At 61.3% G+C, this 25,604-nt stretch carries 26 protein-coding genes; 15 read left to right on the top strand and 11 right to left on the bottom strand.

What is annotated here, in order from left to right; translation table 11 throughout:
• Positions 1-67: 67 nt before the first annotated feature.
• The 9 genes from fis to gcbA all read right to left on the bottom strand — a co-directional run bounded on the left by fis (position 68) and on the right by gcbA (position 10,270).
• Positions 68-388, bottom strand: coding sequence for a DNA-binding transcriptional regulator Fis (gene fis, locus OC71_RS10085; RefSeq protein ID WP_003221275.1), 321 nt, complete (start codon positions 386-388; stop codon positions 68-70).
• Positions 385-1,395, bottom strand: coding sequence for a tRNA dihydrouridine synthase DusB (dusB, locus tag OC71_RS10080; RefSeq protein ID WP_007961945.1), 1,011 nt, complete (start codon positions 1,393-1,395; stop codon positions 385-387). Before dusB ends, fis begins: the two co-directional genes overlap by 4 nt.
• 185 nt (positions 1,396-1,580) lie before the next feature.
• Entirely contained in the window at positions 1,581-2,873 is a 1,293-nt protein-coding gene (locus OC71_RS10075) for a DUF3426 domain-containing protein (protein ID WP_041068149.1), read from the bottom strand.
• 30 nt (positions 2,874-2,903) lie between these two features.
• On the bottom strand, positions 2,904-3,782 hold the full coding sequence (prmA, locus tag OC71_RS10070; RefSeq protein ID WP_041068147.1) for a 50S ribosomal protein L11 methyltransferase: 879 nt from the start codon (positions 3,780-3,782) through the stop codon (positions 2,904-2,906).
• Between the two features lie 235 nt (positions 3,783-4,017).
• Positions 4,018-5,376 (bottom strand): acetyl-CoA carboxylase biotin carboxylase subunit, encoded by a 1,359-nt coding sequence (accC, locus tag OC71_RS10065; RefSeq protein WP_041068145.1) that lies wholly within the window; start codon positions 5,374-5,376, stop codon positions 4,018-4,020.
• Between the two features lie 17 nt (positions 5,377-5,393).
• Complete coding sequence (gene accB, locus OC71_RS10060) at positions 5,394-5,858, bottom strand: acetyl-CoA carboxylase biotin carboxyl carrier protein (protein WP_024164417.1); 465 nt, start codon at positions 5,856-5,858, stop codon at positions 5,394-5,396.
• A 48-nt stretch (positions 5,859-5,906) separates the two neighbouring features.
• The gene (aroQ, locus tag OC71_RS10055; RefSeq protein ID WP_007914604.1) at positions 5,907-6,359 is read right to left on the bottom strand and encodes a type II 3-dehydroquinate dehydratase; all 453 of its coding nucleotides are present in this window, start codon (positions 6,357-6,359) and stop codon (positions 5,907-5,909) included.
• A gap of 242 nt (positions 6,360-6,601) precedes the next feature.
• The gene (locus OC71_RS28720; RefSeq protein WP_371260374.1) at positions 6,602-7,645 is read right to left on the bottom strand and encodes a methyl-accepting chemotaxis protein; all 1,044 of its coding nucleotides are present in this window, start codon (positions 7,643-7,645) and stop codon (positions 6,602-6,604) included.
• A gap of 954 nt (positions 7,646-8,599) precedes the next feature.
• Complete coding sequence (gcbA, locus tag OC71_RS10045; RefSeq protein WP_041068095.1) at positions 8,600-10,270, bottom strand: diguanylate cyclase GcbA; 1,671 nt, start codon at positions 10,268-10,270, stop codon at positions 8,600-8,602.
• 322 nt (positions 10,271-10,592) lie between these two features.
• Here gcbA and OC71_RS10040 point away from each other — a divergent pair, with 322 nt between their 5' ends.
• From OC71_RS10040 to OC71_RS09990, 11 genes are all read left to right on the top strand, one after another.
• A complete protein-coding gene (locus tag OC71_RS10040; RefSeq protein WP_041068092.1) occupies positions 10,593-11,741 on the top strand; it encodes a DUF2515 family protein in 1,149 nt (382 codons plus the stop codon).
• Positions 11,742-11,850: 109 nt separating this feature from the next.
• Positions 11,851-12,459, top strand: coding sequence for a hypothetical protein (locus OC71_RS10035; protein ID WP_368040865.1), 609 nt, complete (start codon positions 11,851-11,853; stop codon positions 12,457-12,459).
• On the top strand, positions 12,438-12,944 hold the full coding sequence (locus tag OC71_RS10030; RefSeq protein ID WP_041068089.1) for an Hcp family type VI secretion system effector: 507 nt from the start codon (positions 12,438-12,440) through the stop codon (positions 12,942-12,944). The genes OC71_RS10035 and OC71_RS10030 overlap by 22 nt, the downstream gene beginning before the upstream one ends.
• A gap of 53 nt (positions 12,945-12,997) precedes the next feature.
• Positions 12,998-13,417, top strand: coding sequence for a hypothetical protein (locus OC71_RS10025; protein ID WP_368040866.1), 420 nt, complete (start codon positions 12,998-13,000; stop codon positions 13,415-13,417).
• Between the two features lie 137 nt (positions 13,418-13,554).
• Positions 13,555-14,622, top strand: coding sequence for a DUF2333 family protein (locus tag OC71_RS10020; protein WP_007963034.1), 1,068 nt, complete (start codon positions 13,555-13,557; stop codon positions 14,620-14,622).
• 3 nt (positions 14,623-14,625) lie between these two features.
• Positions 14,626-15,183 carry an NUDIX hydrolase gene (locus OC71_RS10015; RefSeq protein WP_041068082.1) on the top strand — a complete coding sequence of 186 codons (558 nt, stop codon included), beginning with the start codon at positions 14,626-14,628 and terminating at the stop codon, positions 15,181-15,183.
• Positions 15,184-15,371: 188 nt separating this feature from the next.
• A complete protein-coding gene (locus OC71_RS10010) occupies positions 15,372-15,743 on the top strand; it encodes a translation initiation factor Sui1 (RefSeq protein WP_041068080.1) in 372 nt (123 codons plus the stop codon).
• A gap of 217 nt (positions 15,744-15,960) precedes the next feature.
• Positions 15,961-17,874 carry an arginine decarboxylase gene (speA, locus tag OC71_RS10005; RefSeq protein WP_007963030.1) on the top strand — a complete coding sequence of 638 codons (1,914 nt, stop codon included), beginning with the start codon at positions 15,961-15,963 and terminating at the stop codon, positions 17,872-17,874.
• 231 nt (positions 17,875-18,105) lie between these two features.
• Complete coding sequence (locus tag OC71_RS10000; protein WP_041068076.1) at positions 18,106-19,443, top strand: contractile injection system protein, VgrG/Pvc8 family; 1,338 nt, start codon at positions 18,106-18,108, stop codon at positions 19,441-19,443.
• Positions 19,440-20,234 (top strand): DUF4123 domain-containing protein, encoded by a 795-nt coding sequence (locus tag OC71_RS09995; RefSeq protein ID WP_041068073.1) that lies wholly within the window; start codon positions 19,440-19,442, stop codon positions 20,232-20,234. Before OC71_RS10000 ends, OC71_RS09995 begins: the two co-directional genes overlap by 4 nt.
• 12 nt (positions 20,235-20,246) lie before the next feature.
• Entirely contained in the window at positions 20,247-21,122 is an 876-nt protein-coding gene (locus tag OC71_RS09990) for an alpha/beta hydrolase (protein ID WP_041068070.1), read from the top strand.
• On the opposite strand, the gene OC71_RS09985 is transcribed toward OC71_RS09990, so the two are convergent.
• Positions 21,116-22,465 (bottom strand): MATE family efflux transporter, encoded by a 1,350-nt coding sequence (locus tag OC71_RS09985; protein ID WP_041068067.1) that lies wholly within the window; start codon positions 22,463-22,465, stop codon positions 21,116-21,118. The two genes, OC71_RS09990 and OC71_RS09985, sit on opposite strands and share 7 nt — an antisense overlap.
• A 152-nt stretch (positions 22,466-22,617) precedes the next feature.
• Entirely contained in the window at positions 22,618-22,911 is a 294-nt protein-coding gene (locus OC71_RS09980) for a hypothetical protein (RefSeq protein ID WP_007963021.1), read from the bottom strand.
• A 239-nt stretch (positions 22,912-23,150) separates the two neighbouring features.
• On the opposite strand from OC71_RS09980, the gene OC71_RS09975 reads away from it, so the two are divergent.
• From OC71_RS09975 to OC71_RS09960, 4 genes are read left to right on the top strand one after another with little or no spacing between them, the layout of a single operon-like run.
• The gene (locus tag OC71_RS09975; RefSeq protein ID WP_007951009.1) at positions 23,151-23,453 is read left to right on the top strand and encodes a MazG-like family protein; all 303 of its coding nucleotides are present in this window, start codon (positions 23,151-23,153) and stop codon (positions 23,451-23,453) included.
• Positions 23,453-24,202 carry a methyltransferase gene (locus tag OC71_RS09970; RefSeq protein ID WP_041068058.1) on the top strand — a complete coding sequence of 250 codons (750 nt, stop codon included), beginning with the start codon at positions 23,453-23,455 and terminating at the stop codon, positions 24,200-24,202. Before OC71_RS09975 ends, OC71_RS09970 begins: the two co-directional genes overlap by 1 nt.
• A gap of 12 nt (positions 24,203-24,214) precedes the next feature.
• Positions 24,215-24,826 (top strand): DUF4136 domain-containing protein, encoded by a 612-nt coding sequence (locus tag OC71_RS09965; protein ID WP_041068055.1) that lies wholly within the window; start codon positions 24,215-24,217, stop codon positions 24,824-24,826.
• A 51-nt stretch (positions 24,827-24,877) separates the two neighbouring features.
• Positions 24,878-25,435 carry a DUF4136 domain-containing protein gene (locus tag OC71_RS09960; protein WP_007963018.1) on the top strand — a complete coding sequence of 186 codons (558 nt, stop codon included), beginning with the start codon at positions 24,878-24,880 and terminating at the stop codon, positions 25,433-25,435.
• Positions 25,436-25,604: the final 169 nt, after the last annotated feature.

Below are 25,604 nucleotides of genomic sequence, written 5' to 3'. Positions count from 1 at the left end.
AAGCAAAGGAAGTCAGCAAAAAAGGCGACCGGTTTTACGCGGGCGCCTTTCTGGTTTGATTGAATGCTTACAGCAGATCGTACTGCTTGAGTTTCTTGCGCAGTGTGCCGCGGTTGAGTCCCAGCAGCTCACTGGCCTTGGTCTGGTTGCCCTTGACGTAGTTCATCACGCTTTCGAGCAGGGGAGCCTCGACTTCGGAGAGCACCAGGTTGTACACATCCGTGACGGACGCGCCCTCAAGGTGGGCGAAATAATTGTGCAGCGCCTTCTCGACACTCCCGCGAAGGGTCTGACCTTCTTCGCTTGGGGTATTGAGGTGCTGTTTCAAATTCACGTTGTCGCTCACGGGTGCTGTTCCACTCACTAAAGTCTCGGTCATCATCGTCATGCGGCCACCCCTTCTTCGTCCCCTGTCAGGCTCTTGTAACGCTCGGCGAAGAACTCCCGAACGTTGGCGCATTGTGTTTCCGTACCATCCAAACGATTGAAGTGGGCGCGAAACTCCCTGGCGCCCGGCAAGGTTGCGAGATACCAGCCCACATGCTTGCGGGCAATGCGCACGCCCATCACATCCCCATAGAAGGCGTGAAGGGCGGCCAGATGCTCCAGCAGGATGCGTTCCACTTCGCTCAGCTCCGGCGCCGGCAATTTCTCGCCGGTACGCAGGAAGTGTTCGATCTCGCGAAAAATCCATGGCCGCCCCTGGGCAGCCCGGCCTATCAGCAGGCCATCGGCACCGGTCGCGTCAAGCACGTAGCGGGCCTTTTCCGGCGAATCGATATCGCCATTGGCAAACACCGGGATCGACACCGCCTGCTTGATCGCGGCAATCGTGTCGTACTCGGCTTCGCCGGTGTACAGATCGGCGCGCGTGCGGCCATGCACGGCCAGCGCGGTGATCCCGGCCTGCTCGGCGATCTTCGCCACGGTCAGGCCGTTCTTGTTGTCGCGATCCCATCCGGTGCGGATCTTCAGGGTCACCGGCACATCCACTGCAGCGACGACGGCCTGCAGGATCTCGGTGACCAGTGCTTCATCCTTCAACAACGCGGAGCCGGCGGCCTTGTTGCAGACCTTCTTTGCCGGGCAACCCATGTTGATATCAATAATCTGTGCGCCCAGTTCGACGTTGGCCCGTGCCGCGTCCGCCAGCATCTGCGCATCGCCACCGGCAATCTGCACCGAGCGTGGCTCGGGATCGCCTTCGTGGATCATGCGCATGCGCGACTTGCGGGTGTTCCACAGGCTCATGTCACTGGTGACCATTTCCGAGACTACAAGCCCTGCGCCCAAACGCTTGCACAGCTGACGAAAGGGCTGGTCGGTGACGCCCGCCATCGGGGCGAGAATCAAACCGTTCTGCAATGTATATGGGCCGATGCGTACCGCCGACATAGGACTTCCCTGAAGTGGGGCCGGATCATGAGAGTTCGAAAAAGGGTTGGCATGATACCCGCTCTCGATGACTGGATAAAGGCTGAATTGAACAAAATCTGAACAGTTATTCTGTTATTACCAGCGGTTTGGTGGCCGCGGAGGAAGTCAGAAAACTGCCGTCAAACCTGAAGCGATGAAGCGATTCACTCGGGGGAGTGGAAACTCAGGCTGTAATTCACCGCTTTGGGGCCTGGATCGAGGATATCCAGTGCGATGTGGATCGGCGTCTGTGGCGGCATTTCCGCCATGCCCTCAAGGTCGCCGTTGAGATATTCGCCGGGTTTGAAGCGACGACTGGCAATCAGGTGACCGTTGAGATCGGCGAAGCGCAACTCCAGCAGCGGGAACGGCTGGGAGAATGTTGCGCGGTTATAAATGATCGCGTCGACCACCAGCGCTCCACTGAATTCGGGATGGCTGCGCACCACCAGGTTGCTGCTTTTGATTTTGCCGATGTCGACCTTGGACGGCACCGTGCAACCGATCTGCGGACAGAACTGCTGGAACCACGGGCGGTACTGATCCTGGCGCGCCAGTTCGTCGAAATGATAGGCGATGTACTGACCCGCCAGACCGGCGGCGGCGAGCAGCACCAGCAAACTCCAGAGCAGGCGCCGGCCCCAGGGCGAACGGCGCTTCTGCCAGTCCAGTTGCAGCGGGTCGTCGGTCAGATCCTGCAGCACTTCGGCGCGTACGCCGGGTTCGGCACGTTCACGTTTTTTGCGCAGCGGTTCGACCGATGGCAACTCGTCATCGTCCGGCTCGACGCTGGCCGACAGGCGTTCGCGGCGGGCATTCGGATCGATCGGATCGTGCAGGCGCAGTTGCGGGATCGGCGGCTCGTCATCCAGATCCACCGGCTCCAGCGACAACGAAGGCTCGGTGCGCGCGGTTTTCAGCGGTTCGGCTTCGACGATCTCGGGTTCGATTTCATCTTCGGGCTCGGGCAGGCGTTCATCGTCGCGTGCGCTGAACAGGCTGTCGCGCCACACCGTTTCATCGGCTTCAGGGCTGTCGCGGCGGGCGCTCAGGGACTCTTCGCGCTGACGACCGAATTCGGTGGTCGGCTGGATTTCCCGTTGTTCGAGGCGGGCCAGTTCTTCGTCCAGATCGAGGCTGTCCAGATCCAGCTCGCTGGCGCTCCATTGCTTTTGGCTGATGGCGCGCGGCACGGGCGGTTCGTCGTTGACGGGCGCTTCGACCACTGGCGGCGGTTCGCTGACCACAGGCTGAGACGGTGCTGGCTGGACAATGGACGGCGCCACCGGCGTAACCGTTTCCTTGCCGGCGTGTTGTTCCAGCAGCTGTTTGGCGGCATTGAACACTTGCAGGCAGGAGCCACAGCGAACCACCCCGCGGGCCACGCTCAACTGAGCATGGCTGACGCGGAAGCTGGTTTGGCAATGCGGGCACTGGGTGACGAAGCTGTCGGTCATGCGGCGATCCGGTTTATGCAGGCGGCCATTCTAGCGCCGACGGCCGGTGATGCGCACCCAGCCATCACGATTGGCGATCGGGTCCAGATCGAAGTCCTGCGCATAGGCTGCAGCGACCTCTTCGCCTTGTTCGGCGAGGATCCCGGACAACGCCAGACGCCCGCCGGACTTGACCAGGCCGGACAGCTGCGGCGCCAGGGAAACCAGCGGGCCAGCCAGAATGTTGGCCACCAGCACGTCGGCTTTGACCTGCGGCAGATCTTCCGGCAGGTACAGCGGGAACAGCTCGTCGGCAATGTTGTTGCGTCCGGCGTTATCGCGCGAGGCTTCCAGCGCCTGCACGTCGATGTCGGTGCCGACCGCTTCTTTGGCGCCGAGCAGCAGGGCGGCGATCGCCAGAATTCCCGAGCCGCAGCCGAAGTCCAGCACGTTGCAGTCTTTCAGGTCCTGACCGTCGAGCCATTCCAGGCACAGGGCGGTGGTCGGATGGGTGCCGGTGCCGAACGCCAGGCCCGGATCCAGCAACAGATTGACCGCGTCAGGCTCAGGCGCGGCGTGCCAGCTCGGCACGATCCACAGGCGCTGACCGAAACGCATTGGCTGGAAACCGTCCATCCAGCTGCGTTCCCAATCCTGGTCTTCGATGACTTCGCTGTGATGCTCGGGCAGCGGGCTGCCGGTCAGCAGTTCCAGATGGGCCAGCACCGGCGCAGGCTCGGTGCCGCCCTCGAACAGGGCCAGCAGATGTGTGTGCGCCCACAGCGGGGTGGTGTTGAGTTCCGGCTCGAAGATCGGCTGATCTTCGGCGTCCATGAAGGTCACCGAAACGGCGCCGACTTCAAGGAAAGCGTCTTCGTAGGTTTCGGCTTGTTCCGGGCTGATGGCGAGACGTACTTGCAGCCAAGGCATGGCGGGCACCTTTGAAAAAATATGATTGCAGCCTAGCGGCCAGCGAGAAGCGCGCAAGTTTACGCGAGCGCAAAGCTTTTGTGGGAGCGAGCTTGCTCGCGAAAGCAGATTGCCAGTCACTTTGATGCTGACTGATGTGCCGCCTTCGCGAGCAAGCTCGCTCCCACAGGTTTTTTGCAATCTCCAGAAACAGCAAAGCCGCCCGAAGGCGGCCTTGTCTGGTGCGGGCTGAAGCTTAGTGCTTGTCGCCAGCCAGCTTGTGCTCGAGGTAGTGAATGTTCACGCCCCCTTTGCAGAAGCCTTCGTCGCGGGTCAGATCACGGTGCAGCGGGATGTTGGTCTTGATCCCGTCCACCACGATTTCGTCCAGGGCATTGCGCATGCGCGCCATGGCTTCGTCGCGGGTGGCGCCGTAAGTGATCAGCTTGCCGATCAGCGAGTCGTAGTTCGGCGGAACCGCATAACCGCTGTACAGGTGCGAATCGACGCGAACGCCGTTGCCGCCTGGAGCGTGGAAATGCTTGACCGTGCCCGGGCTCGGCATGAAGGTTTTCGGGTCTTCAGCGTTGATCCGGCACTCCAGCGAGTGACCGCGGATCACCACGTCATCCTGAGTGAACGACAGCTTGTTGCCAGCGGCGATGCTGAGCATCTCCTTGACGATGTCGATACCGGTGACCATTTCCGAAACCGGGTGCTCCACCTGAACACGGGTGTTCATTTCGATGAAGTAGAAACGACCGTTCTCGTACAGGAACTCGAACGTGCCGGCGCCGCGGTAGCCGATGTCGATGCACGCCTTGACGCAGCGAGCCAGCACTTCCTGACGCGCCTGCTCGTCGATGCCCGGTGCCGGCGCTTCTTCGAGAACCTTCTGGTGACGGCGTTGCAGCGAGCAATCGCGGTCGCCCAGATGGATGGCGTGACCCTGGCCGTCGGACAGCACCTGAACTTCGACGTGACGCGGGTTGGTCAGGAATTTTTCCAGATAGACCATCGGGTTGCCGAACGCCGCGCCAGCTTCGGAGCGGGTCAGTTTGGCCGAGGCGATCAGGTCTTCTTCCTTGTGCACCACACGCATGCCGCGACCACCGCCGCCGCCAGCGGCCTTGATGATCACCGGGTAGCCGACTTCACGACCGATGCGCAGCGCCGTTTCTTCGTCTTCCGGCAGCGGGCCGTCGGAACCTGGAACGGTAGGCACGCCGGCTTCGATCATCGCGTGCTTGGCCGACACCTTGTCGCCCATCAGGCGAATGGTTTCGGCTTTCGGGCCGATGAAGGCGAAGCCGGAGTTCTCGACTTGCTCGGCGAAATCGGCGTTTTCCGCGAGGAAACCGTAGCCTGGGTGAATGGCGGTGGCGCCAGTCACTTCAGCGGCAGCGATGATGGCCGGGATGTGCAGGTAGGACTGAGCGGCAGAAGCCGGGCCGATGCAGACGGATTCGTCTGCCAGACCCAGGTGCATCAGCTCTTTGTCGGCCTTGGAGTAAACGGCGACGGTCTTGATGCCCATCTCTTTGCAGGCACGCAGAATCCGCAGGGCGATCTCACCGCGGTTAGCGATCAGAACTTTTTCCAACTTCGCAGTCATCAAAGGCTCTCCGCAGTTCAAACGATGGTGAACAGCGGTTGGTCGTACTCAACCGGCTGGCCGTCTTCGACGAGGATGGATTCGATCACACCGCTGGTTTCAGCTTCGATGTGGTTCATCATCTTCATGGCTTCGACGATGCACAGGGTGTCGCCTTTCTTCACGGTCTGGCCGACTTCAACGAAGGCTGGCGAGGTTGGCGAAGATTTGCGGTAGAAGGTGCCTACCATTGGCGAGCGGGCCACGGTGCCGTTCAGTGCAGGAGCAGCAGCGGCGGCCGGAGCGGCAGCAGCCACTGGAGCAGCAGCGGCGGCAGGTGCAGCGGCCGGAGCCTGCATCGGTGCCGGAGCGTAATACTGCTGAGCCGGAGTCTTGCTGTGACGGCTGATGCGTACGGACTCTTCGCCTTCCTTGATCTCGAGCTCGTCGATGCCGGACTCTTCCAGCAATTCGATCAGTTTCTTAACTTTACGGATATCCATGAATCATCAACTCCCAAGGGTCGGTCAGGGGCGTTTAACGCTTGTGGTTCAAGTCGTTGCCTGTGTTTCAAGCTGCTCTAGTGCGGCCTCCAGGGCCAGTCGGTAACCGCTGGCGCCAAGGCCGCAGATCACTCCCACCGCTACATCGGAGAAGTAAGAGTGATGGCGGAAAGGTTCGCGCTTGTGCACGTTGGACAAATGCACTTCGATGAATGGGATGCTCACTCCCAGCAGCGCGTCACGTAATGCGACACTTGTGTGCGTAAATGCTGCTGGGTTGATCAGAATGAAATCCACACCTTCACCGCGAGCGGCGTGGATGCGATCGATCAATTCGTACTCGGCGTTGCTCTGCAGATACAGCAGATGATGGCCGGCTTCACGGGCGCGGCGCTCCAGATCCTGATTGATCTGCGCCAGGGTCGTTGAACCGTAAGTGCCGGGTTCGCGGGTGCCGAGCAGGTTCAGGTTGGGGCCGTGCAGCACCAGTAGCGTTGCCATCTGCATGTTCCTTGTTATGAATGAGCAGTCGTCAGAACCCGGCGACTATGCCGCAAAGGCTTTGTGACTGTCCAGTTCTCTGCAATAGCCAGCACGATGACCGATGTTTGCGCGAAATTTGTGACTGAGTGATTTGATCCGGTCATTCGCTCTGTAGGAGCTGCCGAAGGCTGCGATCTTTTGATCTTGTTTCTAAAAAATCAAAAGATCGCAGCCTTCGGCAGCTCCTACAGGGATCGTGATCAGACGCGGAAGGCCTGCACGGCGGTATGCAGTTGCCCGCCCAATAGCAGCAGGTTCTCGCCTTGTTCTCGACCTTCGCCGATGCGTAGCAGGTTATCCCCACCCAATTGATGGATCCGCTCGCTGTGATCACGGATTTCGCTGACCGCGCCACTCTGCTGGGCGGTGATCTCGGCGATGCGGATCGCCGTGTCGGAAATGGTCTGGATCGCGCCGACGATTTTATCCAGCGCGCCGTCCGCCGCTTGTGCCTGATTGGCTGTGGCTTCGGCATGTTCGACCTGCGCGCGCATGCCTTCCACCGATTGTCGAGCGGCGGCTTGCAGGCCCGCGATCAGCGTCTGGATTTCCGCCGTCGCGCCGGCCGTGCGTTGTGCCAGTGAGCGCACTTCCTCGGCCACCACTGCAAAGCCACGGCCCATTTCCCCGGCCCGCGCCGCTTCGATGGCCGCGTTCAGGGCCAGCAGGTTGGTCTGGTCGGCGATCGAGCGGATCACCGTCAGCACGCCACCAATGGTCGCCGACTCTTCGGCCAGGTGCTCGATCATCTGTGCATTGCCCTGCACCTCGCCGACCAGCGCGTGCAGGCCGGTGAGGCTTTGGCCGATCACGGTTTGCCCGTGCTCCACGGCCAGTCCGGCATGGCGACTGGCATCGGCAGCCTGCCGTGCATCGCCGGCGACCTGCTGAATCGTCGCTTCCAGCTCACCCAGTGAATCGCGGATCAGCGCGGTGTCGCCGGCCTGATGCTCGGCACCGGAGTGCAGGTTGTTGCTCAGTTCGGCCAGGGTGCGGCTGCTGTCGGCGACCTGTTCGGCGTTGCCGCGAATCGTCCCGACCAGATCCACCAGATACGCGCGCAAGCGGTTGAGCGAAGCCTCGATGTCATGCAGTTCGCGGTTGGTGTTGCCCAAGTGAATGTCGTTGCTGAAGTCGCCTTCGGCCCAGGTCGACAGCGCCGGAGCAAGGTTGGTCAGGGTGCGCGCCAGGCGCCGCTGCAAAGTGTCGATCAGCAGCGCGATCAGCAGAATCAGGCCGATCATCACGCCCTGCATCAGGCGTACTTCGCCCTGGATCTGTCCGTGCTGGGCGCGCACCACCGGTTCGAGTCCTGCGATGGCCTGTTGCACGGCGGCGATTTTCAGGTGAGTCGCGGTGCTCAGTTCGGTGCGTTTCTGGATCTGCTCGCGGGTGCGTGCCAGTTCCGCCGGGTAGCGGCCGAGCAGGCTGTTCAATTCACGCTTGAGGCCGATGCCGGCGTCTTCGGCGGCGGATTTTTCGGTGCTTTCGATGCCCATCATCGCGGCGAAATCATCACTGCCGGATTCATTTCTGGCGACCACGCCGAGCAGGGGCAGGGCGTCAATGGCCTGAGCCTGGGCGCGGATGGTGTCGACTTCGCGCTCGACGTCGGCCGCCAGTTCACTGCGGCCGCTGCTGACCAGTTTGTCGCGGGCCAGCGACAGCTTGCCCAAGTGCTGCGAAGCGACAAGCAGCGGTGTCAGATACGTAGCGTTGCCATTGGCGTAGGTGCTGAGTTGATCGAGACTGGCGCTCAGTTCGCGTTCGGCCTGCAACAACAACGCCTGCGGATCACCGGCCAGTTTGCCGGCGGCGAGCAGGTCGGTTTTGCTGAATGCTTCCAGGCTCGACAGGCTCGGGCGCAGGGTCTCGGCCAGCGCCGGCGGCAGTTCACCGAGCTCTTTCTGCAAACCGTCGATGGCCTGGCTGGCGCTGCTCAGTCGCAGGGCGTCGCCGCTGGCGAGGTAGTCCTCGACATTGCGCGCCACGTCATTCTGAAATTGCTGCGACAGGCCGAGGTAGCGCTCCATCAACAGATACGGACGCTCCAGGGCTTTTTGCGACCACCACAGCGTCGCGCCGAGGGCCACGCAGACGGCGACCAGCAGCAGGGTGTTGAGATTGGTGAGCAACTTCAGGCGCATGACGTCTACCAACGGCAGAAATGGTAAGCGCCTGAATTTATTGCGGTTCTGTTACAGGGTTATGACCGAATCGGTGGATTCCGATGAAAAGGTGGCACTTTGCTTTGAGTCGCGCGCGGTCTGCACTCGATTGCGTCCGGCACCCTTGGCGCGGTACAGCGCTTCGTCGGCTTGGCTGGCCATCATCAGGCTGTCGGAGTCTTCGTGCATTTCCACCACGCCGGCGCTGAAGGTGCACCACAAATCCTGCGGCTGCGCCGGATAGTGGATTTCGGCAAAGCGCTGGCGGATCTCGTCGAGCACTTTGTGCGCGGCTTCTATATCCGTGTCGGGCATGACAATGGCGAACTCTTCGCCGCCGTAACGGCCGATGAAGTCGGTCTTGCGCAAGCGTTGCTTGAGGAACAGCGCCAGGCTCTTGATCACTCGGTCGCCCATCGGGTGACCGTGGCTGTCGTTGACCCGTTTGAAGTGGTCGATGTCGAGCATGGCAAAGCTCAGCGGCTTGTTCTCTCGCCGGGCGCGGAACGAGCAGTCTTCGAGCAATTGCAGGATGTGCGTGTGGTTGTACAGGCCGGTGAGGCTGTCGCGGACCATGCGTGCCTTGAGATTGCGCGCACGGGCGGCGCGGTTGCGCACCGTCGTAATCAGATGTCGCGGCTTAATCGGTTTGGTCAGGAAGTCGTCGCCGCCCTCGCTCATCGCGTCGAGCTGCTTGTCCAGATCGTCCTCGGCCGACAAGTAGATGATCGGTACGCTGACGTAGCGGTCGTTGTGGCGAATCACCTTGGCCAGTTCGGTGCCGGTGCAGGCCGGCATGTACATGTCGAGGATGATCAGATCCGGCTGGAAATCCGCCAGTTCGGCCATCGCCTGGATCGGTTCGATCAGGGTACGCGTGACGATTCCGGCGCTGTTGAGCAGGCGTTCGGTGTGCAAGGCCTGGGCGCGGGAGTCGTCGATGATCAGCACTTTATAAGGTTCGTACTGGGCGACGCAGGTCAGGACTTCGATCTTTTCCAGCAGGCTCGACGCTTCGAGGGTGCCGGTGAGAAATTCCTGGCCGCCGGCGCGCACGGCGGCGAGGCGCGTCGGGGTGTCGGTTTCGTGCAGGCTGAAAAACAGCAGCGGCAGCGGTTCTTCCAGGCCAACCTGAGCTTCGGCAGCCAGTTGCAGGCCGACGCCTGCGCCGCTGAAGTCCACGTCCATGACGATCGCGGCGGGCAAGCGCTCGACCATCGAGGAGCGAAACGCCGCGACACTGTCCAGCGCCTGCGCGGTCAGGCCGAAAAACTCCAACTGCTTGGCCAGCCGCTCGGCGCGGTCGTGATCCTGCAACATGACGTAGATCGGTTTGCGCAGTGGCGGCAGGAAGGTCTGGTCGAGTTGATCACCATGGCGCAGACCGGTGCGCGACAGACGCTGCATCAAGCGATTGAGGTCGGTGATCAGGCCGCTGCTCAGACGCCCGCGATTGGCGTCCACCGCTTCCAGCGACTGGCTGATGTGATGAGCCAGTTGCGTGTGCTCGGGCTGCTCGAAGCGCTCGGCAAAACGCAGCAGGCGCAAGTTCGCTTCGCTCAGTTCGGCGAGGTCGGCAGTGGACCACTCACTGCGTTGCAGGCGCTGCCATATCTCAAGAATCTGACGTGCCTGATGAATTACCCGCTGGGCAAAGTGGTGCTTGAGGCGCTCACGGCTGGGGTCTTCTGGCTCGGTCATATCCTGACTACTAGTTAGGGCGCATGCTGAGATCGACTGGTGGCTCTATGCTAGCACCTCTTTTCCCTTATATGAGTGTCGTGCATCAATAATCTGCGGTGCTGCACAATTCAGTTTCTGACCGAGCGGTTTTGTTTTTGACTTGCTCGTCGGTCAAGCCCCCGTATTACGGGCTCTTTGGGATTTTTCCTGTCGTTCGCGAAGGAGTGTCCCACCGCTTTGAAGTCATTGTCTTTCAGAGTCTTCTGATTTTTCTTCGACCCCTTTCACAGGGTTTACAGAAGGGTAGGGTTAAGGGATTCCCTTAGATGCCTTCGCCACCATGACCCAATGTTTCAACCAGCATCCCAGCGATGGATTACGCCTGAACCACACCACCGCGCCCGTCGCCGAGTGTGAGTGCAAGGAAGAGTGGCTGTACGGCGAAAAGATGCTGGTTACCGAGGTTCCGGTACTGACGTGTCAGTGCCTCTGGCGTGCCTGTCAGCAGGAGGCCGAGAAAGTTGTCGCACCTGAGGGCGTTCTGATCGCCGATCCCGTTGCACGCAACCGGGCGATCAACGCCGCCTATGCCCGCTTGTGGCGACACGATCCGCGGTTCCAGTGGGCGGGTCTGGCGGCCTTCGCTTCCAAGCAGGTGGGTTGTGGGCTGCTCCATGCCGCAGACAGTATCGAACGTATTCGTGAAGAACATGAGGCGCGGCAGCGGGTGCGGGATGCTCGCCGCGAGTCCGGATTGCTGACTCCTGCAAAAATGCCTGAGCAAGCCGATGCGTTGCGCGAGTACGACGAAGCCCGGGCGCGCAATCCTGTGTCGTCGCTGGATTTCCATGGCCCCGGTGCAGCGTTGTCAGTGGCGCAGCAACAGTTCCAGCATGTGTACGACATGATGGCGATGGGCAATACCACGCTGTTTCTGGATGTACATCCGTTGCACCGGTTTTATGCGGTGCGTGGGTTGGCGGAGTTGAAGAAGTGTCTTGGTGAGCGGAAAAAAATATATGGGCACCCCACGTTTCCGGTCCTTTGGCCGGTGGGGCAGGAAACACTTGAGTTTGGAAAGCGCTCTACAGAAATTCTGGATGCTTTTGAAGCGATCGAGGCAGGGAATATTGCCGAAAGTGTGGAGCATCTGGCTTGGCATGAGCAACGAAACATTCTTCAGCCAACCATCTACGAAAACCTTCATCTGGTGGCGCTGCTGCGGGGCAATCATTTTTCTTACGTAACGGATTTTCCCTCAGGCGTTGCCCAGGCCATCGAGTTGACCCTCACCAGTCAATGCCAGCGAGTCGATGATGGCCGCACCATCGGTTTCGATACTAATCCTCTAGCGGATTTATCCGATATCGATCAACGAATGGCGTTCGTGCTTCGGGCGGCGGCTCGTTTTGACCAGATGCTCAATAACGACGATAGACATGCGCTAGCACAATCCATCCATGAAATTGCCACCATGGAGGGGAGTTAACTTGCACTTCTTTCTGTTCAGCAGGCGCTGTTGGGGGGCGTTGGTGCTTTGTACTGTTCTAGCGATAGCCGCCGCACGTCTACTGACGCAGCCATTGTGGGATGACCCCGTGATTACCGTGAAAATGGGGGGAACATATGAATACATGGAAGCGCACTCGACAGCCGGATTCAAGGCGTGGGGTCGCGGCCGAGGCGGCGTTTCGGGTGGGATCCCGAAGACTGACGCCCGCCTGCGCTTTATTGATCCGCAGTACGGATTCAAAACACCTCTTGCGCGTTTTTTTACGCTGACTTTCGTTGGCAATCTGGTCATCGACATCCGCATGTCCCCGCAAATCGAGCCTTTACTCATCGACGATGCGATGAAAGTTGTAGTCGATCTGCAGGCACAGTGGTGTGCAAAGGGCTGGAAACCGATGGGTACGCGGCGCGATCCGACTATGGCGGATACCCCGCAGTGGCGTGCATACGTCCGACAAGGCGTGCTCTCGGGCACGTCCTATTGGCAGGCTGGCGACAAGTACCAGGCAATGCTGTCACTGGCACGATTTCGAGACTCCAGGCATCCGGATCAGGAGCGCTACCTCATCACCCTTGAGGTCGCCGAACCCTGGATACCTTTCGAAGAAATCGAAAAGCTCCCCGACGAACCCGACCATTTCCCCCCGCCCCAACCACAAAAAGGAGCAACCCCATGCCCAGCCCAGCCTTCATGACCATTCACGGCAGCCGTCAGGGGCTGATCAGTGCCGGGGCCTTCACCGAGGAGTCGGTGGGCAACATCTATCAGAAGGGGCGTGAGGACAAAATCATGGTTCAGGCCCTGAGCCACGGCATTTTCCTTCCCAAGGGGCAGGGCGCGGGGAGGCGGATGCACAAGCCGCTGATCATCACCAAGGCACTCGACAAGGCATCGCCCCTGATCGAGGTGGCGATGTGTTCCGGTGAGCTGCTCAGCCAGTGTCGCGTGGAGTTCTATCGCACCTCCGCCCAGGGCGTGCAGGAGCACTTCTACACTATCGAACTGGAGGATGCGCTGATCGTCGGTGCCGAGGTGCTGATGCCGCATTGTCTGGATTCGGCGGTGTCGCACTTCACTCAACTGGAAAAAGTCCATTTCAGCTACCAGCGCATTTATTGGCGACACGAGGTGAGCCGCACGATGGGCTCCGACGAGTGGCAAGGCGCGGCGCAGGGATGAGGCTGGTTCATCATGCTGAGTTGACCAGCGCCGAGCGTCAGCATGTTTACCCCGTGGATCAGGCGCTGGAACGCGTCTGTCAGGTATTGCTGGAGCGCCGCCGGCTTGAAGGGCTCGATGAGCTGCGGGCCAGCTTGCTGATCAATCTGGACAGCGAAGTGCTGGGGCAGATTGAGTGTGGCGACTGGTTGTTGCTCAAGTCACAAGCCGAATTCGGCCAGTGGCCGGTTGCGGCGTCGGTCTTCGATCAGACTGTGCTCGAGATGATGAACAATCCCCCCGCGCAGCCCGTCCGAACCCCGCGAATTTTTCGTCTGGTCGACAGCATGACCGGTGAGCCGCTGGCGCAGCAGCCTTATCTCGTAACGGTTGACGGCGTTGTCAGCCAGCGCAAGACCGACGCTGAGGGCATCGCCCATCTGTTCGCAGCTGACGCCGTCCGGCCGATTTCAATGAAAATTTTCAGCGTCTGAAGGGCGCGTCTATCCTTTCGCTCACCGACCGCGCGCGGTTTTTTGTTCCATGACCCGATCACGGGTGCCCGGCCTTGGCACGTTGTTGTATGGTTGTGGTCGAACCGTTGAACCCAAGTGATTGAAAGGATATCGCCATGCTGGACTGGAAGAACCGCGCGGGCAGCGCGCCTGAACGTGCCGCTGAACCGAAGTCGGCCACCCGCAGCTACGTGGGCGGGCTGCTGTTCAGCCGCGCGCTGGCCACGCTGATCGGCATTTATCTGCTGGTCACTATTGGCCTGGGCTGGTACTGGAGCCAGGAGCCCGCGCTGTTCCCGGTGGCACAAAATGCCCAGGCGGCTGCCGAGAAAGAAGGCAAGCAAATGGTGGTCGGTTACACCACGGTCGAAACCCTCAAGACCGTTGCCGGCACTCTGCTGAACAAGCCGGGTGGCTACATTTCCAACGACCGCTTCCCGCCAGGCCTGTGGATGGACAACACGCCGAGCTGGGAATACGGCGTGCTGGTGCAGGTGCGTGACCTGACCCGGGCCCTGCGTAAAGACTTCGCCCGTTCGCAGTCGCAGTCGGCCGAAGATGCCGACCTGGCAAAAGCCGAACCGCGTTTCAACTTCGACAACAAGAGCTGGATCCTGCCGTCGAGCGAATCGGAGTATCAGGAAGGCATCAACTCCCTGAGCCGTTATCAGGCGCGTCTGTCTGATCCAACGCAGAAAAACGCCTTGTTCTACGCCCGCGCCGATAACCTGAACAACTGGCTGGGCGATGTCGGCACTCGCCTGGGTTCGCTGTCGCAACGTCTGTCCGCCAGTGTTGGCCGGGTGAAGCTCAACACCGCACTGAAAACCGAAGTGCCGGCGGTGGGCGAAGTGCCGCAGGTTGACGAGGAAGTGGTCGAGACTCCGTGGATGCAGATCGACAACGTGTTCTATGAAGCACGCGGTCAGGCCTGGGCGCTGTCGCACCTGCTGCGCGCCATCGAAGTGGACTTCGCCGATGTGCTGGCGAAGAAGAACGCCACGGTCAGCGTGCGCCAGATCATTCGTGAGCTGGAAGCCTCGCAGGAGCCGGTCTGGAGCCCGATGATTCTCAACGGCAGCGGCTTCGGCGTGCTGGCCAACCACTCGCTGGTCATGGCCAACTACATCTCCCGGGCCAACGCCGCCGTGATCGATCTGCGTCAACTGCTCAATCAGGGCTGAGTCATGGACGAGAGCGCCAAAGAGGCGGCCCATCGCGCCGCCTCCGATGCTGAACAGATCGCCTGGGTCGACGAGCAGGACAACCTGCTCGGCGCCCTGGTGCGGGCCGATCTGCGTGAGCGTGGGCTGATCGGTCGCGGCACTTACATCATGCTGTTCAACAGTGCCGGTGAGCTCTGCGTGCATCGACGCACCTTGAGCAAGGCGATCTATCCCGGTTACTGGGACGTGGCGGCCGGCGGCATGGTCCAGGCCGATGAGACCTATGCCGAATCGGCGGCCCGCGAGCTGGAAGAGGAATTGGGGGTGAGCGGGGTGGAACTGACCGCCCACGATCATTTCTTCTTCGAGGACACCGGCAATCGCCTGTGGTGCTCGGCGTTTTCCGCGGTGTGGGACGGCCCGCTGAAACTGCAGCCGGAAGAAGTGCTGGAAGCACGCTTCCTTCCGGTCGAACAGGTGCTGCTGGAAATCGAGCAAAAGCCTTACTGCCCGGACTCTCTGGCCGCGTTGAAGCGCTATCTGAAGGCGCAGCAAAGCGACGTCGCAAAGAACACATAAATTGGCGCCGATTGGCTCTTAGCAATTGCGCTTTTTGCCGTTACACTGCGCGACCTTTTCAAGCTGCACCGACCTGCTTTTGTTCAAGCGTACGGTGCAGTAGCGCTGCCCCTGCCTGAGTGGGGCTTCGCGGTCGATGACCTTGCCCAAGGTCGCGATCAGTCTTTGTCCTCCCAAGAGGATTGCCGGTGGCCAAAAAAGCCGCATCCTTCGCCGCCCTTGGTGGCCTGGTATTTTCCACCGACGCAGGTCGTCATTGCCCGGAATGCAGCAAACCGGTGGACGCCTGTATCTGCAAACAAACCGTAATCCCGGCCGGGGACGGCATTGCCCGCGTGCGTCGCGAGAGCAAGGGCCGTGGCGGCAAAACGGTGACCACCATCACCGGCGTGCCACTGGCCGAAGACGCCCTCAAGGAGCTGGCGACAACGTTGAAGAAACGTTGCGGCACCGGTGGGGCGTTGAAGGACGGGGTCATCGAAATCCAGGGCGATCATGTCGAGCTACTCTTGGCAGAGCTGATCAAGCACGGTTTCAAAGCGAAGAAGTCCGGCGGCTAGCAGCCTCTGTGAAAACCACCTGCGGCTTGATCCGGCTCTGTAATGCTCAGCGCCGGCGTCGTCTCCATGGTTTTCACAGAGCCTGTTCATACCGGTTTCTAAACTACACGCGGTCAGCGCGGTCTACCGCCGCGCTGACGAACCGTCATTTTCATTCTTTAGACTGCGCCGGCCTGCGATCAGGCGACGCACTATGACTTCTTTATAGGGGACTTCGATGTCCGTACGACGCACACGCAAAGACGATGGCAGCCAATGGACAGTTGCGGACAGCCGCAGTGTTTACGGGATTCGCCATTGGGGGGCCGGGTATTTCGCGATCAATGACGCCGGTCGCGTCGAAGTTCGTCCGAACGGCCCGAGCAGTTCGCCTATCGACCTGTTCGAACAAGTCGACCAACTGCGCAAGAGCGGCTTGTCCCTGCCGTTGCTGGTACGTTTCCCCGACATCCTGCAAGACCGCGTCCGTCAGCTGACCGGTGCTTTCGACTCGAACATCGAGCGCCTGGAATACCAGAGCAAGTACACCGCGCTGTACCCGATCAAGGTCAACCAGCAGGAAGCGGTGATCGAGAACATCATCGCCACCCAGAACGTTTCCATCGGTCTGGAAGCCGGCTCCAAGCCTGAGCTGCTGGCGGTGCTGGCGCTGGCGCCGAAGGGCGGCACCATCGTCTGCAACGGTTACAAGGACCGCGAGTTCATCCGTCTGGCGCTGATGGGCCAGAAGCTCGGCCACAACGTGTTCATCGTGATCGAGAAAGAATCCGAAGTCGGCCTGGTGATCGAAGAAGCGGCCTCGCTCAAGGTCAAGCCACAGGTCGGCCTGCGCGTGCGCCTGTCGTCGCTGGCGTCGTCGAAGTGGGCGGACACCGGTGGCGAGAAATCCAAGTTCGGTCTGTCGGCGGCGCAACTGCTGTCGGTGGTCGAGCGTTTCCGCGCCGCGGGCCTGGATCAGGGCATTCGCCTGCTGCACTTCCACATGGGTTCGCAGATCGCCAACCTGGCTGACTACCAGCACGGTTTCAAGGAAGCCATCCGTTACTACGGCGAGCTGCGCAACCTTGGCCTGCCGGTCGATCACATCGACGTCGGCGGCGGTCTGGGTGTCGACTACGACGGTACCCACTCGCGCAATGCCAGTTCGATCAACTACGACATGGACGACTACGCCGGTGTCGTGGTCGGCATGCTCAAGGAATTCTGCGACGCGCAGAGCCTGCCGCATCCGCACATCTTCTCCGAAAGCGGCCGCTCGCTGACCGCACACCACGCGATGCTGGTGGTGCAAGTGACTGACGTCGAGAAGCACAACGACGACGTGCCACAGATCGAAAACAAGGAAGCACTGCCGGAAACCGTGCAGTGGCTGGTTGACCTGCTCGGCCCGACCGACATCGAAATGGTCACCGAGACCTACTGGCGCGCAACGCACTACATGAGTGACGTGGCCTCGCAGTACGCCGACGGCAAACTGACCCTGGCTGAAAAAGCCCTGGCCGAGCAGTGCTACTTCGCGGTGTGCCGTCGCCTGCACAACTCGTTGAAAGCCCGTCAGCGTTCGCACCGTCAGGTGCTCGACGAACTCAACGACAAGCTGGCCGACAAGTACATCTGCAACTTCTCGGTGTTCCAGAGCCTGCCGGACACCTGGGCGATTGATCAGGTGTTGCCGATCATCCCGCTGCATCGTCTGGACGAAGAGCCGCTGCGTCGTGCCGTGCTGCAAGACCTGACCTGCGACTCCGACGGCAAGATCAACCAGTACGTCGACGAGCAGAGCATCGAGACCAGCCTGCCGGTACACGGTCTGAACGAAGGTGAAGACTATCTGCTGGGGGTGTTCCTGGTCGGCGCTTATCAGGAAATCCTCGGCGACATGCACAACCTGTTCGGTGACACCGACTCGGTGAACATCTATCAGAACGCCGATGGCAGCGTGTACCACGCCGGTATCGAGACCCACGACACCATCGAAGACATGCTGCGCTACGTGCACTTGTCGCCGGAAGAACTGATGACCCACTACCGTGACAAGTGCGCCAGTGCCCGCATCAGTGCCAGCGAACGCACGCAGTTCCTCGATGCCTTGCGTCTGGGTCTGACCCGCTCCTCCTACCTGTCTTCCTGAGACAGATGCTGTTGCACCGGGTTGTCTGAAATTTCCACGAAAGCGGTGGAAAATTCGGATGATCCGGTGGGACATCTCCCAAATTTCCCGCGAAATAACTGCCTGCCACAGCCGGTGAAGTGATCCCGTCTGCTTTTCGCGTAGGTCATTTCCTAAGTTGTACTTCAGCTCTCTACTCGGCCATGTCTCTCGGCGAGAATCCCCGGCCGCCCCTCCTGTAGAGATCCGCCCATGTTCGAATCAGTCAACGAGCCGTCGTTTCGTCTCGATGTAACGGGGCTGCCCGACCCCTTCGAGGTGCTGGCCTTTACCGGCAGTGAGGGCATCAGCGAACCTTTTGCGTTTGACATCGACCTGTTGATCGATGACCCGCAACTGGACCTGGCCGGTCTGCTGTACCGCTCGGCGTTCCTGCATTTCGGCCCCAGACACAATGGCCTGAGCGGGCAACTGCAGAGCGTCGTGCAGCATGAGCACGCGGCGGGGGTGCGGTTGTGCCGAGTGACGCTGGGACCGAAGTTGAGTTGTCTGGCGCTGCGTTTCAGTCAGCGCATTTTCAGCAGCCAGTGTGTGCCGCAGATCCTCGCACAGGTCCTCAAGGAGCACGGTATCGCTGGCGCGCAACGGCGTTTTGATTTGCACGGCGAATACCCGGTACGCACGTTTTGCACCCAATACCGCGAGTCGGACCTGCAGTTCGTGCAGCGGCTGTGCGCGCAGGCGCGAATTCACTACTACTTCGAGCATCGGCCTGACGGGCACTGTCTGGTCTTCGTTGATGATCCCGCAAGGTTTCCGCTGGTTGGCGGGGCATCTGTGGACGATGACGCGAACTCGCCGAGCGTCCGGCGCTGGCAGATGCAAGTGGATGCCAGCGATGTGCAGGAGCGTTTGGCTCGGCCCGGCAAAGCCCACGGCCACAGCGATCTGCCAACCTTGCGCAGTGCGCGGTGGCTGGCACTGAGCGAACATCCGTTTGCCGAGTGCAACCGCCGCTGGCTGCTGAACCGGATCGAGCATCGTGCTGATCCGGCCAGCGAACCGCCGTACAGCAACCGGATTCTTGCCTCGGCCCAGGCGCCTCTTGCCCCGCCGACGAGCCCTGCAACACCACCGCGTATGCACAGTCTGCAACGGGCCTGGGTGGTGACCGTCACTGAGCCTCAACCTGACGAATGGCGGTCGGTAGCGGTGCAGTTTGACTGGCTCTATCAGGGTGAAGGCGCTGCTGCCAGTCACTGCTGGCTGCCCCTTTCTGCGGCGTTGAGCGAGACGGCGCCGGCAGCGTTGGACGAGGGCGTCGAGGTGGTGGTGAGTTTTCTTGAGGGCGATCCGGATCAGCCGGTGATCAGTGGTGTGTTGCAGGAACCGGCCCTGATCGAAGACTGCCAAGAGCCTCCGGTGCTGCCGGACGTTCTGCCGAGCGCAGGTCTGGCGCGGTGGTTGATGTCCGCCGAACCGCTGTTGCTGTTGTGTCTGGTGCCCGGCGGTGGCAGTTATAACCACTGCACGGCGGCAATCTGCAGTTGCCGGCTGGTCGCGTCGCTGGGACAGGGCGGCGCCACTTGAGCGGCGCGCCATTCACCGCGCAGACACAGTGGCTGCTGCTCGATGGCACCGATGCGCAGCAGGCGCGGACGACGTTGCGTCAGGGGTTCGCCGCCGTCCATTGCACGCGGCTGTTCGAGGGCACCGAATTTCAGGCGGTAAGCGAGCTCGGGCCGCTGCTGGTCGACCTGCACGAAAGCCCGGCACTGGCGGCGCTGTGTCACCGTGATCCGCAGACCTGGCGCGGTCTGCTGATCGCGAGCGATGCCTCGCTGCAGGTTCTTCTGAGTCACTTGCGACGAATGCTGACCGTCTCGTTCGGGCTCAATCATCGCGCCTTGCTCGGTTACTACAACCGGCAGACAGCCAGTTACTTCTTCGATGCCTGTGATGCCGCCGACCTGAGCCGCTGGCTCGGGCCGATCCAACTGCTGCGCTGGTTCGGTGGTACCTGGGCAGACCTCGCCATTGGCAGTGAGGGCTGGCAGCAACTGCGCAATCCGCAATGGGTGGTCGAGCCGCTGAGCGTCGACGAAAGCCTGACCCGGCGCCAGCGCGAACGCTTGCAAAACTGTCTGCTGGAACAACACATCTGGCGCTGGTGCCAATCCATGGGAACCGACTACGCGCGGATGGCCTCCCATGTGCAGGAGGGCCTGAGCCTGGGTTTCAGCGACCGCGCGGTGCTGGATGGCTGGTTATGGCTACGCTTGCAGCATCCCCGGGCGCCACTGCCGGACGTGCCGGACGGGCTGAGCCAGCAGGCACGGCTCGACCATGTGCGGCGGCACTGGCAGAACGATCAATCTTGAGGTGTGGCACCCATGACAAACCCGCTGTGGCAACGGTTTGGTTCAATCCTCGGCGGGTGTCTGCTGCTGATGCTGTCGGGGTGTTCGCCGGTCAAGGTGCTCAATGCGCTGACACCCGATGACACGTTCCAGCGAACGGCGGGCATTGCCTACGGCGAAGATCCACGGCAGAAACTCGACGTCTACGTGCCTCACCAGCCACTGGAGGGCGCACCGGTGGTGGTGTTTTTCTACGGCGGCAGCTGGAACAGCGGTGATCGCGGCGATTACGCCTTTGTCGGCGAGGCGCTGGCGTCGCGGGGGATCGTCGCGGTGCTGGCGGATTATCGGCTGTACCCGCAAGTGCGCTATCCGCTGTTTCTTGAAGACTCGGCGCGGGCAGTGGCCTGGACCCGGGCGCATATCCGCGAGTTCTCCGGCAACCCGCAACGCCTGTTCCTGATGGGTCACAGTTCCGGGGCCTACAATGCGGCGATGCTGGCGCTCGACCCTGCGCTGCTCGGTGCGGTGGGCATGTCGTCGAAAGACCTCAGCGGCTGGATCGGCCTGGCCGGGCCGTACGATTTTCTGCCGATCAAGAATGCCGCTGTGCGCCCGGTATTCTTCTGGCCTGACTCACCGCCGCAATCGCAGCCGATCAACCATGTCCGGCAGGGTGAGCCTCCGGCGCTGCTGATCGCTGCGACCAAAGATAATCTGGTCAACCCGACGCGCAACACCGCCGGTCTCGCGCGCAAACTGCGCGAGGCCGGTGTGCCGGTGCAGGATCTGTACTATTCGCGCCCCAGTCATGTGACGCTGGTGGCGAGCCTGTCGCGGCCGCTTCGGCGCCTGGCGCCGGTGCTTGAGCAGGTCGTCGCGTTCGTCAAACACACGCCGGTTCAGTGAGCGGCGCCGCTGAACCAGCCGTCGTCGCGGCGCAGCCACAGGGCAAATACGCCGAGGGTCAGGCTGCGCAAGACCATGAACAGCAGGAACGTTATCCACAGCCCGTGATTGCCCAACCCTTGTAGCGCCCAGGCAAACGGCAGCAGCAGGGCGACGGTCAGCAGCATGCCATTGCGCATTTCCCGGGCGCGGGTGGCGCCGATGAACAGGCCGTCGAGCAAATAGCTCCAGACCGCAATCAGCGGCAACACCGCCAGATACGGCAGATAGATGAACGCGGTGTCGCGCACGCTCTGGATATCGGTCTGCATTTCGATGAACAAATGCCCGGCCAGCAGAAACAGCGCGGCAAATCCGAGGCTGGCCAACAACGACCAGCCGCCGGCCACCACCAATGAGCGGCGCAGGGCGAGGCGATCGCGGGCGCCGATCGCGTGCCCGCACAAGGCTTCGACCGCATGCGCCAGACCGTCCAGCGCATGGGCGGTCAGCAGCAGGCCGTTGAGCAGCAGGGCATTGGCCGCCACCGTGGCATCGCCCAAACGCGCGCCTTGCACGGTGATCAGGAAGAACACCGATTGCAGCGCCAGGCTGCGGATGAAAATGTCGCGGTTGACCGCCAGTAACGGGCGCCAGCTCTGCCACACCTTCAGCGCTGCCCAGGCGATTTGCCCGGGATAGGCGCGCAAGGCGCCACGGGTCAGCCACAGGCCAAGCAGGGCACCGCTCCACTCGGCAATCACCGAAGCCCGGGCCGAGCCGACCACCCCCCATTCCAGGCCAATCACGAACCACAGGTTCAAAGCGATGTTGATCAGGTTGGTGCTCAGCAGAATCGCCAGCGGCGCCCGGGCGTTCTGAGTGCCGAGGAACCAGCCGACCAGGGCGTAACTGGCCAGCGCTGCGGGCAGCCCGAATAACCGGGTGTGGAAGAATTCGCGGGTCAGTTGATCAAGCTCCGCCGACGGCTGCATGAAGTGCAGGGCCACGCCGCTCAACGGCACGCCGAGCGTGCCGAGCACGATTGCCAGTCCCAGCGCCAGCAGCAAACCCTGCAACAGAATCTGCCGCAACGCCGCGCCATCGCTGCGCCCGGCGGCCTGGGCGGCAAACCCGGTGGTGCCCATGCGCAGAAAGCCCATGGCCCAGGCGAGAAAGGTGTAGAGGCTGGCGCCGACCGCCACTGCGCCCAACTGATGGGCGTGGGGCAGGTGGCCGATGACGGTGCTGTCGACCAGCGCCACCAGCGGTACGGAAATATTCGAAAGAATCATCGGCGCGGCGAGCGCCCAGACCTTGTGGTGAGTCGGACGGTCGCGCCAGTCGGCAATCAGGTTGGACATGCGGGCTCCTTGGGGGAGCGGGGATTGTAGCGATTCATGCGGCCTGCGATACAGACCAATGTGGGAGCGAGCCTGCTCGCGAAAACGGTGTGTCATTCAGAGCCGTTTTGGCTGATCTGACGCCTTCGCGAGCAGGCTCGCTCCCACGAGGGTTAATGGATGATCCAGCTCAACAGCCACAACCCCAACAGCAACCAGATGATCCCGGCAATGATCGACGCATTCATGAACGCGCGAATCGCCGACCACAGCAGCATCAGGCCGACAATCAGCGCGAGGATGCTGATGATCGAGGTGTCCATGCCCAGTGTCTTGGCCAGGCCATCGACAAAATTGCCGCCAGCGTTGCTCAGTATGTTGAACAGGCCGCTGAGCCCATCGACGATGAAGCGGATGATCGAACCGAGTGCCTGGCCGAGCCATTCGAAAAAGCTTTCTACCTGCATGTGTGCATCCTGATGAAAGAGCTGAGCCTTGGGCCACAACGCGGGTGGCCGAGTTCCCTGACAGGAGTATGGCCCAATGCTGCGCCGAACGGAAAATCTGTAGGAGCTGCCGCAGGCTGCGATCTTTGGCTGTTGATTTTCAGGGGCAAGATCAAAAGATCGCAGCCTGCGGCAGCTCCTACGTGGGCCTTGCCTTCAACGCGTATCCCCCCGAAGCTATACGCCTTCAGGAGAGCCCGATGAACCTTGTTGAACTGACCGAACGCCTGCACGCCATTCGTGACCGTAATGACTGGCGGCAATTTCACAGCCCGAAAAACCTCGCCATGGCCGCCAGCGTGGAAATGTCCGAGCTGGTGGAGATTTTCCAGTGGCTGACCGAAGACCAGTCGCGCCAGTTGCCGGCGGACAAACTGGCGCATGCCGGGCAGGAAGTCGGTGACATCGTCCTGTATCTGTTGCTGCTGTGCAGCGAGTTGGGGCTGGACATGAATGAAGTGGTGCGCAGCAAGCTCGCCGACAGCGAACGGCGGTTCAGCTGATGAGCGACCGGCATTTCGATCAGTTGGCGACCCGGTTCGCCGAAAAAATCTACGGCGGCGCCAAAGGCGCGATTCGCCTCGCGGTGTTGCAGGCCGACCTGGCCGAAGCGTTGCCGGACCGGCCATTGCGCGTGCTGGACATCGGTGGCGGGCTGGGCCACATGTCGCTGTGGCTGGCCGAGCGTGGCCATCAAGTGACCTTCACCGAACCGGCCGAACCGATGCTCGAAGGGGCTCGTCAACGCTTCGCCGAAGCCGGGCAGAGCGCGACGTTCATCCAGGCGCCGTGGCAGGAGCTGCTCGGTCAGCTCACCGAACCCTACGATCTGGTGATCTGCCACGCCGTACTCGAATGGCTGGCCGAACCCCATGCGATCCTGCCGGTGCTGCATCAGTTGACCAGCCCCGGCGGCTGGCTGTCGCTGGCGTTCTACAACCGGGATGCGCTGATTTATCGCAACCTGCTCAAAGGCCATTTCAAGAAAATGCGCAAAAACACCATGGCCGGTGAAAAGCAAAGCCTGACCCCGCAGCAGCCGCTTGATCCGCGGGAGCTGGCAACGCAACTCGAAGGGTTGTGGCAGGTCGAAACCCAGAGCGGGATCCGGGTTTTTCACGACTACATGCCCGTGGAATTCCAGGCCCGCGCCGAACTCGTGGATTTGCTGGAGATGGAGCTCGCTCACCGTCGCCACCCAAGCTTCGCCGGGCTTGGGCGTTACTTGCACTGGATCTGCCGGCCGATCTGATCGGAGCACCGCATGAAAGCTCAATCCGGTTTATTGCTGATCTGCCTGGGGCTGGCCGCCTGCCAGGGCAGCAACCCGTACGTCGCGCAGTCACGGCCGTTGCCGCCGGCACCGCCGCAAGCGGCCAACACCTTCGATCGCAGTGCTTATCCGGCACCGCCACGCGATTACGGGCGCTATCGCAGTTGGGCCTGGCTCAACGGCCAGTTGCCGCCGGGCACAGCCTGGGCCGACTCGGCGCAAGTGGCCGAAGCGGTGAGCAATGCGCTGGATCAGCGCGGATTGCGGCCGTTGCACGACAACCGTCCAGCCGACCTGTTGGTCAGCGCCAACCTGCGTCTGGAAACCCGCTTGCGTCAGGTGCAGGACGACTACGGCTACTACGGCGGATACGGTGGCTATGATCGCTACGGACACGGTTACGGCATGTACAACAGCGTGCCGATTGTTCGCACTTATCAGGAGCAGGTCGTGGTAGTGCAGGTCAATCTGTTCGACGCCGGCACCGGGCAACCGGTGTGGAGCGCCAGCGCCGAAACCGCCAACCAGGGCAGCCAGCTGGTGCGCACCGATGCCATTCGCGAGGCTCTGGAAAAAGCCCTGTCGGCCTATCCGCCGAGCTAGACTTCATATGAGAACGCTTCGCAGGTTCAGGCCTTCAACCGGAGAAAAATCATGTTCCGCCGTCTCGCTTTATTGGCCATGGCCGCGCTGCTCAGTGCCTGCGCCGCCAATCAGGTCAACCATGACTTCGATGCCAGCCGCGACTTCGCCGCCTATCGCAGTTGGAGCTGGAAAGAACCCGCGCTGCAATATCGCCCGGATGATCCACGGATCAAAAGCGACCTGACCGAGCAACGCATCCGCCAGGCCGTCAGCGATCAGCTCGACCAGCGCGGTTTGCGTCCCGCCGCAGCGGGGGCCAAGGGTGACCTGAGTGTGCAGACCTACCTGATTGTCGAAGACCGTCAGCAGCAAGTGACCACCAACTACGGCGGCGGTTGGGGTGGCCCGTGGAACGGTTACTGGGGCGCGCCGATGTACAACGAAACCCGCAACATCACCTACAAGGTGGCAACGATCCAGATCGACCTGCTCGACGGCAAGGACGGCAAACTGGTGTGGCGTGGCAGCGACGAGCAGATGCTCAGCAGCACGCCGAATCCGCAGGATCGCAGCAACGCGGTGCGCGAAACTGTCAGCCGGATATTGGCCAACTATCCACCGCGCTAGTGCGCTGTAAAAAAAACGGGAGCCCAGAAGGCTCCCGTTTTTTTGCCCCGCCACAAATCCCCTGTGGGAGCGAGCTTGCTCGCGAAGACGGCGTGTCAGCCACATCCATTTTGAATGACACCGCGCATTCGCGAGCAGGCGAGGTCTGCAGGGTTTTGTGCGGCATCAA

The organism is Pseudomonas sp. W15Feb9B (genome assembly GCF_000828175.1).
GTDB classification, from domain to species: domain Bacteria; phylum Pseudomonadota; class Gammaproteobacteria; order Pseudomonadales; family Pseudomonadaceae; genus Aquipseudomonas; species Aquipseudomonas parakoreensis.
Note: the sequence above shows the minus strand (reverse complement) of the source record. Positions and strands in the feature narration are given on the sequence as shown.